This window comes from Amycolatopsis pithecellobii, from assembly GCF_009707865.1.
In the GTDB taxonomy this organism is placed as follows: Bacteria; Actinomycetota; Actinomycetes; order Mycobacteriales; family Pseudonocardiaceae; genus Amycolatopsis_E; species Amycolatopsis_E pithecellobii.
In genome coordinates this window covers 1-4,979 of sequence record NZ_WMBA01000126.1, presented here as the reverse complement: position 1 = coordinate 4,979, position 4,979 = coordinate 1, and the positions used below count along the sequence as shown (strand labels likewise).

3 protein-coding genes and 1 pseudogene are annotated in these 4,979 nt (G+C 68.6%); all 4 read left to right on the top strand.

The window, feature by feature from the left end; all coding sequences use genetic code 11:
- Positions 1–237 precede the first annotated feature (237 nt).
- Positions 238–1,749, top strand: coding sequence for a YifB family Mg chelatase-like AAA ATPase (locus GKO32_RS37600; protein WP_154761675.1), 1,512 nt, complete (start codon positions 238–240; stop codon positions 1,747–1,749).
- Positions 1,750–1,927: 178 nt separating this feature from the next.
- On the top strand, positions 1,928–3,085 hold the full coding sequence (gene dprA, locus GKO32_RS37595) for a DNA-processing protein DprA (protein WP_312869279.1): 1,158 nt from the start codon (positions 1,928–1,930) through the stop codon (positions 3,083–3,085).
- Positions 3,086–3,312: 227 nt separating this feature from the next.
- Positions 3,313–4,308, top strand: coding sequence for a tyrosine recombinase XerC (locus GKO32_RS37590; RefSeq protein ID WP_376766044.1), 996 nt, complete (start codon positions 3,313–3,315; stop codon positions 4,306–4,308).
- Positions 4,309–4,703: 395 nt separating this feature from the next.
- A pseudogene (locus GKO32_RS39585) lies at positions 4,704–4,979 on the top strand (hypothetical protein); the annotation flags it as partial.

The following is a 4,979-nucleotide window of genomic DNA, read 5'->3' as shown; positions in this document are numbered from 1 at the left end:
GCCGAAGCCTGCTTGCGGAGCCTCGCCTCCATACCGCCGACCGTCCCCCGCGTTTACCGCGCCTCACCCAGCCACCCGTCCACCCGAGCAGCCGAAACCCGCCAGCGAAGGACGAGGTCCCGACCGCGGAACGTCCCCAACCGGGGCCTTGCCTCGCTCGACCACTCGAGAACCCACCAGGCACACCATGCTCAGCACTCGACACCCAGCCCGAGACGATGTCCGAGAGGCACCCTGATGCCCATCGGACACACGTGGTCGGTCGCAGTACTCGGCATCGATGGCCGGGTCATCGAGGTCGAGGCGGACCTCGGCGGCGGCCTGCCGACCACCAAACTTGTCGGCCTCCCCGACGCCGGCTTACGCGAGGCCAAGGACAGAGTCCGCTCGGCAGTCAAGAACTCCAGTCAGCAGTGGCCGGCGGAGAAGCTCACCCTCGGCCTGTCCCCGGCGAACCTGCCGAAGCTCGGCTCCGGCTACGACCTGGCGATCGCGGTCGCGGTCCTCGCCGCCGCGGGCAAGGTTCCCGCGACCAGGCTCCCCGGCACGGTATTGCTCGGCGAACTCTCACTGGACGGCCGTGTCCGAGAGATTCGCGGTGTGCTGCCCGGGCTCATCGCGGCTCGCAAGGCGGGAATGAAGCGCGCGGTCGTCCCTGTCCAGTCATTATCCGAGGCGGCACTCGTCGAGGATCTCGATGTTCTCGGCGCGGCCTGTCTCGCGGACGTCATCGCCTGGCTCAACGGAGAGAACGCACTCGTCGCCCCCGAAAACCCGGCCGAGAGCCCACAACCGAAACTGGCGGATCTCGTCGATGTGGTCGGCCAGCCCGAGGCCCGCTGGGCGTTGGAGGTGGCGGCCGCGGGCGGTCATCATGTGTTGTTCGTAGGCCCGCCCGGCGTCGGCAAAACGATGCTCGCGAAACGCCTCCCAGGGCTGCTCCCCGTGTTGTCGATCGAAGAAGCCCTCGAAGTGACGGCGGTGCATTCCGTTCACGGTTCGCTGTCCCAGACGGCGCCCTTGGTGACGACACCACCGTTCATCGCGCCGCATCATTCGGTTTCGGTCGCTGCCCTCATCGGTGGCGGCAGCGGCCTCGCCGGCCCCGGCTTGATCAGCCGGGCCCACCGTGGGGTCCTTCTCCTCGATGAAGCCTGCGAATTTTCCAGTGCGGCACTGGAGTCGCTGCGGACCGCGTTGGAGGAGGGCGAGGTTCGAATCGCGAGGTCCAAAGGCTCGGTGCGGTATCCGGCGCGTTTTCAGCTGATCCTCGCGACGAACCCTTGCCCGTGCGCCCCGCCGCGCGAAACGGACTGCACCTGCACGCCCACGGCCCAGCGCCGCTACCGGAACAGGCTTTCGGGTCCACTGCTCGACCGGATCGACATGCAGGTACGGATGCGGCCCATCACCGCGATGACCACTCATACCGACGAAAAGCCAGAAACGACGGCGGTCGTGCGGCAACGAGTCTTGGCCGCCCGCGAACGCGCCGCGGCTCGCTGGTCCGCTCACGGTTGGCGCACGAACGCCGAAGTTCCCGGCCCGGCGCTGCGCCGTCAGTTCCCGCTGCCCGCCAAGGCCACCGCACTCCTTGACCGCAGTCTCGATCTCGGCCAGCTGACGGCACGGGGAGCCGACCGATGCCTGCGCTTGTCCTGGACCCTGGCCGACCTGTCCAACGTCCCCGAACCAGGCGCCGACCACGTCGCCGCCGCCCTGGAATTCCGAGATCGGAGAGCCGCATGACCCCCGCCCCTGCACGTCTTCATCGGCCGTCGAGGCACGCTATGGCCCGTCCTTGTCAGGGAAAGGAAAGCCTTTCACCGCATGGGGGACGGCTCAGATGTCCCGCACGTGATCAGCGAGTGTCTTCCCGCTTGTCCTCAATTCGTACCGGCACAGCTGCGGCGCGAGGCAGGCAGACGTGTCCGTGACCGAAGAGCGTCTCGCGCGGGCCTACTTGCTTCGCGTCGCGGAGCCTCCCGCCACCGCAGTGGCTGCCTTCATCGCGGAACTCGGACCTGTCGCGGCGGCCAAAGCCGTCCGAGACGGACGGTGTCCACCACAGGTCGCCGAAGAAACCTCAGCTCGGCGCACGATGGACATGGCGGAGGCCGATCTCGAGGCAGGGGCGAGCGCGGGCGCGCGCCTGATCATCCCCGAGGACGATGAGTGGCCGGCCTGGCCTCTGCACTGCCTTGAGCTCGCGGGCCGGCGCGGCGTGAGGTTCGGCGTGCCGCCGCTGGCCCTGTGGGCGCGGGGCGAAGCGCGTCTTGACGAGGCCGCTGAATCCGCGGTCGCGATCATCGGAGCGCGCGCGTCGAGTGTCTACGGCGAGCACGTCGCAGGCGAATTTGCCTACCAACTGGCCCAACGTGGACTGTCGATCTTCTCCGGGGCGGCCTACGGCATCGACGGCGCCGCGCACCGCGGAGCACTTGCTGCCGACGGCCTTACCGTTGCGCTGCTGGGATGCGCGTTGGACGTCGAGTATCCGAAGGGACACGTAACGCTACTAAAGAAAATCACCGAGCGCGGAGGACTTGTCGTCAGCGAGTACCCGCCTGGGACGCCTCCGGCGCGCCACCGATTTCTGGTGCGCAACCGCCTGATCGCGACGCTCAGTGAAGGCACCGTTGTCGTCGAGGCCGGCCGCCGCAGCGGAGCACGCAACACGGCGTCAGCCGCGGCAGCACTGGGCAAAATCGTGATGGCCGTTCCGGGGCAGATCGGCTCCGCGACATCGGAAGGCTGCCACGACCTCATCCAGAACTCCATGGCGTTTCTCGTCGGATCGGTCGACGACGTGATCGAGACCGTCGGCAAGCTGGGAACACCAGCAGCCGAACGAGCCCGGCCCACCCGCCGCACCGACGGGCTGGGACCGGATGCGCTCCGCGTGCACGAGACGCTCCAGCGAAGTCAGGGCAAATCGGCCGAACAGATCGCGATGGAATCTGGGGTGCCCGTGCTGCGAGCACGGGCGGTGCTGTCCGAACTGGAGGTGGACGGGCTTGCCCGGCAGGGTGAAAGTGGCTGGCAGCAAGCTCGCGAGGTTCGGAAATCACAGGTCAGTGCCTAGTGCCCGGGCACTGTCCGCGCCCACACAAGGAGGTGACGCGATCGGTAGCTGACGTGGCGTGGCGATGCTTGACCATCGGGCCATATTCGCCCAGCGTGAGTACCCATGACGGTGGTCCATGGCGAACGCTTGACGGACGAACGCGTGTACGCTCTGCGCACACCTGACTCCATCGAGTGCGAGACCCATGAACGTTCCCGTGGCGGCGAGAAGGCGCGTGGGTAGTCGTGCCCGCAAGCAACGGTGACGACGGCAGGACAGACCTGCGACAGGTTCGGGACGCGCTGCCGTCGGCTGCGGTCGGGCTGCTGGACGATTATGAGCGGCACCTGAGCCTGGAGCGAGGGTTGTCCGCCCACACCGTTCGCGCCTATATCGGCGACATCGTCTCGCTTCTCGGTTTCCTTCACCGTGACCACGGAGCCGACGACGACCGCGCGGCGCTCGCCGAGCTGGACGTGGTGGTCCTGCGTGCCTGGCTCGCCAAGCAACGAGGCGACGGTGTCAGCCGTACGACGCTGGCTCGTCGCTCGGCGGCCGCGCGTACCTTCACGGCGTGGGCGCGACGCCAGGGTGCGCTGGATGCCGATCCGGGGGCGCGACTGGTGTCGCCGCGGACGCACCGCGCCCTACCAGCCGTACTGCGACCGGATGAGGCCGGCGAAGTGCTCCGGGCTTCGAACACCGGTGCGGCCGAACTGGATCCGCGAGGTTTACGGGACAACGCCCTGCTGGAGTTGCTCTACGCCACGGGCGTGCGCGTGTCCGAACTGTGCGGCCTGGACGTCGGCGACGTGGATTTCCGGACCCGGGTCGTCCGCGTCTTCGGCAAGGGCGGCAAGGAACGTGTCGTGCCCTTCGGGGTGCCGGCTGAGGGTGCGTTGCGATCTTGGCTCGACCACGGTCGGCCGGTGATCGTGGCGGAGACCGCAAAGGAGGGCGTCGCCGCACTGTTCCTGGGGGTTCGTGGTGGCAGGCTGGATCCGCGCGCTGTGCGGCGAGTAGTTCACGACGCCGTCGGTTCCGTGCCTGGGGCTGCGGACATGGGGCCGCACGGGTTGCGGCACACCGCGGCGACCCACCTGTTGGAGGGGGGCGCGGATCTTCGCAGCGTTCAGGAACTGCTCGGTCACGCTACGCTGGCCACAACGCAGCTCTACACTCACGTGACAGTCGAGCGGTTGAAGGCGATACATGACCGAGCCCACCCCCGCGCCCGATGACCTCGGGACGCAGGCGGGGTGGCTCAGCGGGACCGCCGTCACCACCACCGACCAGATATGAGCCCGGAGACCGAACTGAGCCCGTTGCCGAAAGTGGCCGTCGCGTGAAGGCCCACTTGCGACCGACCGACGCAGACCGTTCGGACCCCTGTCCGGCCGGCGGTTCCGGTGTACCCGCCGACGCCGTGCGTCGGCCGGAGGGCCACGAGCGTAGCCGGTGCAGCGGCGAGCCTGGCGACGGTGCCGGTTCCGGATCCGCCAACGGCCGCTCGACGGCCACCGACCACGATGCGGCGATTCACAATGGCGGGCGTGCTCTGGGCGCCACGTCCGCCGCGGGCGCGCCAAGCGAGGAACGAGAGCTTGGCCCCGGCACGGCGTCTCCTGTGGGCAGCGTGCCGAGCCAAGACCACGCCTTCGCTCCCGGTGCGGCATTCGGCGCGGGCGGCGCGCCCAGCCAGGAGCAGTTGCCTGACGGGGCCGCCCAGTCCACAAGCGACACCAGGCTGAACGGGGATGGTGCGGTCGCCGGGCGCACCACTTCCGGTGGAGACGGCGGGATCAGCGAGGTCGACGCCGCCATCAATGCGCTTTGGCGGGAGTTCCGCGCCCGGCCGAATCAGCGGTTGCGGGAGCGGCTGGTGCTGCACTACGCGCCTCTCGTCAAATAC

Bases quoted from the DNA above. Each gene is read 5' to 3' on its own strand.
- GKO32_RS37600 (WP_154761675.1), top strand. From the start codon at position 238: ATGCCCATCGGACACACGTGGTCGGTCGCAGTACTCGGCATCGATGGC.